Here is a 3,298-nt window from a genome sequence, read left to right on the forward strand (position 1 = left end):
TATAAATTAAAAATAACAATGCAATAATAATAGAACAAAAAATTCATAATAACATTACAACCATAATATTTACTCACTCAGTAGTATTCTTTTCTAGTTGTTCAGAAAATTCGTCTGTGGTGTGGAACCGAGCTAAAAAATAACCCAATGGTCATAATAAAAGATATCAAAAATATAACAGTGGTGACAACAAAAGAAATAAAATTACCTTTATAAAAATAAGTCCTGCCGGTTGTTTCACTATTTCTCGCTTCTTTCTTACTATTATTAATCTTATAATGTTCTAAACAAGAATACAATACAAATTGTTTTTTTAAGTTAGAATTTGCAATTATAAATAAATGATATTTCTTTTCGAATAAATTTGTTAAAATATTCGTAATTAATAAAGGAGCATTTATTGGGTTGTGAAAAAAATCTTTTTTTGAAGTTTTATTAGTATTCCAATTGTAATGGTAATTCTGTTATTATCGTTATATTTTACAAATATTTGAAAGCCAACAGTCATTGCAATTGTTATTAATAGTATTTTATTAATTATTGTTGGAATTTTTGCCGTAGTTTATTTACAAAATAGTTATCGGAACTTTGCAAAAGATGATCCCGGTGAATTTCAGTATAATATTAAACAAAAATTTTGAAAATTAGGATTAATTGGTTTTATTGCAGATTTTTGTGACACAATTGGGATTGGTTCTTTTGCCATTAGCATTGTTTTATTAAAGTTAACAAAGCAAGTTAAAAACGATAAACAATTACTAGGAACATTAAATGTTGGTCATGCTATTCCTACTTGTTTACAAGCAATTATTTTTATTTCTTTAGTAAAAGTCGAATGAATAACACTAATATTATTAATTACATCAGCTGCTATTGGTGCTTATATTGGCGCTTTTTTAGTTAATAAGATTAAATTAGGATGAACTCAAATTTTACTAGGAGTTGCTCTAATTATTATTTCAATCATTATTTTATTAGGTCAAAAAGAAGTTCATGTTATGCCATCCGCTAGAACAAGTGATTCGTTAGAAGTGTGGTGAAAATATCTCTTAGGATCTATGATCTTTTTTTATATTAGGAATTCTACAATCATTAGGGGTCGGAATTTATGCGCCAGCAATGGCGGTAACATATTTAATGGGCTTAAGTTCATTATGTGCCTTCCCAATTATGATGGGATCAGCAGCCTTTTTAATGCCCATCGGGGCCTTTCGTTTTATTAAAGATCAAAATTACGATATTAAGATTGCCACTAGTTTTACCTTAGGTGGTAGTTTTGGGGTTATTGCCTCTTATTTAATTGTCTTTATCGGAATTCAAAATGGATTAGGACTAGATAAAACTAATTTTATTAATGTGTTAAACTGAATTATTATTGTAGTAATTTGATATACAGCAGCAATGATGTTTTATAATTATTATCAACAACATCGAAAAGTTTTAGCTAAACCATAAATAAGATAAATGTTCTTTTATACAAATTCAAATTATAAATAACGTTTTCGTAAAGCATAAGCAACAGGTGGGAAAATCGCAACTGCTAAAGCCATCTCAGGTAAGTAATTTGTTGCTAAAATAAGTCAAGTAAAAGTTCGAAAAATAGCTTGTTGATCAGGATTAGTATAAATTAATGGTCCAATAAAATACATAAAAACTAAAACAAAAATAGTATTTAAAGTTGCTGTTGTAAAGGCAATAATAACATTATAAATTTTTAAATAATGTCGTTGATATCATGTTAATTCAGTAATTTGATTTGCATAAATTTTTGTTTCAATGTTATCAGAAATCTTTGTTAAAAAATAAGCCAAAACCCCGACACAAAGTCCCATTAAAACACGGGGAACAACGGAAAATAAGGGGTTAATAAAAATAAAACTTGTAATCCCTGGGGAAATAAGTGTTTGAACTAACGAAGACAGGCCAAAAACAAGACCATAAATTAAACCTGCTCAAATTAAATTTAGATTCATTGTGACATATAACGCATACATTCCAATTAAAAATAAAATATGCATTAAAGTTAGATTAACTGGACCAACCGCAATATATCCTAATGAAGGAACTAATACAAACAGTAAAAAAATAGCAATAATAATACTATTAATTGTAATCATTCTTGTTGTAATTTTTTTCATTTGTGCCTCCAATAATAATTTCACACTTACTATTATTGTTTCATTATTTTTTTGTTCCTCATTGTCATGTTTTTAACTTTGCTGTATCAGCAATCGCAATATATGGTAAGTTTCGTAAACGTTCTTCATAGTCTAACCCAAAACCAATTAAGAAAGCGTCCGGAACGTCAAAACCATATCAATCAGCAACTAAATCTACTTTGCGTCCCGCTTTTTTATCCAATAAAGTAACAACTTTAACGCTACGAGCACCTTTTAAATATAAATATTCTTTAATCATTTTAACTGTTTTACCACTATCTATAATATCTTCGACTAATAAAACATCACGATTTGTGACCGGAATTGGTAAATCTAATAAAATTTGTGGAACACCATTACTTTTTACCCCACCAAAATATGATGAAACAACCATATATTCCGTCTCACATTCGACCCCAACTAAATGGGGAATAAATTTTGCCATAAAAGGAATACAACCTTTTAGTAATCCCAAACACAAAATGGTATTATCTTGAACCGGATATTCATTAAGATAATAACTACTAATTTCTTGCCCTAATTCTAAGCATTTTTGTTCAATTTCTTCTGCGGTAATTAAAACTTCTTTGACGAGTGGATGTAATTTCATTTTTTTGCCTCACTTAATATTAATAAGTTAATTATATTATAATCAAGCCTCAATTAAAAGGTTCTTAGTTTTAAAAAATCATTATTTATAATACAAGTGATTTTTTTGTTTTTAAAAAGTTTTATAAAAAAACTTGGTTAAAATAAAGGTAGTAGCAAACTTAACAGGAGAATTCTAAAATGAAAATTGAAATTTATCACAGGATTATTAATTGCTTAGAAAACATTCGTATGCATTTAAGATTAAGCCAATTAAAATTTGCCGCATACTTTTCCTTTACACGGGAAGGATATCGCCTTGCTATTGCAAAAGATACTAACAAAAATAAAACTTATGTTAAAATTGATTTAATTAACTAACACAACTCAACATCAAAAAAACCCAATAAACATAAGGGGTTAAAAAATTAGACCCTCATAAAATAAGGGTTTTAGAACAGTGTTTTCCGACATTTTAAATTTAAAAAAAATTGTAAAATTATAAAAGATATATTAGACTTCTTGCGATANCCTTTTTTATTAAAATATTA

At 27.4% G+C, this 3,298-nt stretch carries 6 protein-coding genes; 3 read left to right on the forward strand and 3 right to left on the reverse strand.

Translation table 4 applies throughout. The features are described 5' to 3' along the window. Positions 1-241 (reverse strand): hypothetical protein (locus tag TS70_RS07985; protein ID WP_232332547.1); only part of this gene is annotated, 241 nt, incomplete at its 3' end. A gap of 166 nt (positions 242-407) precedes the next feature. On the opposite strand from TS70_RS07985, the gene TS70_RS06165 reads away from it, so the two are divergent. Both TS70_RS06165 and TS70_RS07990 read left to right on the forward strand, forming a co-directional pair. Next, positions 408-1,223 carry a TSUP family transporter gene (locus TS70_RS06165; protein ID WP_232332548.1) on the forward strand — a complete coding sequence of 272 codons (816 nt, stop codon included), beginning with the start codon at positions 408-410 and terminating at the stop codon, positions 1,221-1,223. After that, positions 1,171-1,455 (forward strand): hypothetical protein, encoded by a 285-nt coding sequence (locus TS70_RS07990; protein WP_232332549.1) that lies wholly within the window; start codon positions 1,171-1,173, stop codon positions 1,453-1,455. Before TS70_RS06165 ends, TS70_RS07990 begins: the two co-directional genes overlap by 53 nt. A gap of 32 nt (positions 1,456-1,487) precedes the next feature. On the opposite strand, the gene TS70_RS06170 is transcribed toward TS70_RS07990, so the two are convergent. Both TS70_RS06170 and hpt read right to left on the reverse strand, forming a co-directional pair. After that, the gene (locus TS70_RS06170) at positions 1,488-2,138 is read right to left on the reverse strand and encodes a hypothetical protein (protein ID WP_040094052.1); all 651 of its coding nucleotides are present in this window, start codon (positions 2,136-2,138) and stop codon (positions 1,488-1,490) included. 43 nt (positions 2,139-2,181) lie between these two features. After that, positions 2,182-2,769 (reverse strand): hypoxanthine phosphoribosyltransferase, encoded by a 588-nt coding sequence (hpt, locus tag TS70_RS06175; RefSeq protein WP_198049728.1) that lies wholly within the window; start codon positions 2,767-2,769, stop codon positions 2,182-2,184. A gap of 179 nt (positions 2,770-2,948) precedes the next feature. Here hpt and TS70_RS06180 point away from each other — a divergent pair, with 179 nt between their 5' ends. Beyond that, entirely contained in the window at positions 2,949-3,128 is a 180-nt protein-coding gene (locus tag TS70_RS06180; RefSeq protein ID WP_040093865.1) for a hypothetical protein, read from the forward strand. Positions 3,129-3,298 lie beyond the last annotated feature (170 nt).

This window comes from Spiroplasma sp. hyd1 (genome assembly GCF_016082235.1).
GTDB lineage: Bacteria > Bacillota_I > Bacilli_A > Mycoplasmatales > Mycoplasmataceae > Spiroplasma > Spiroplasma poulsonii.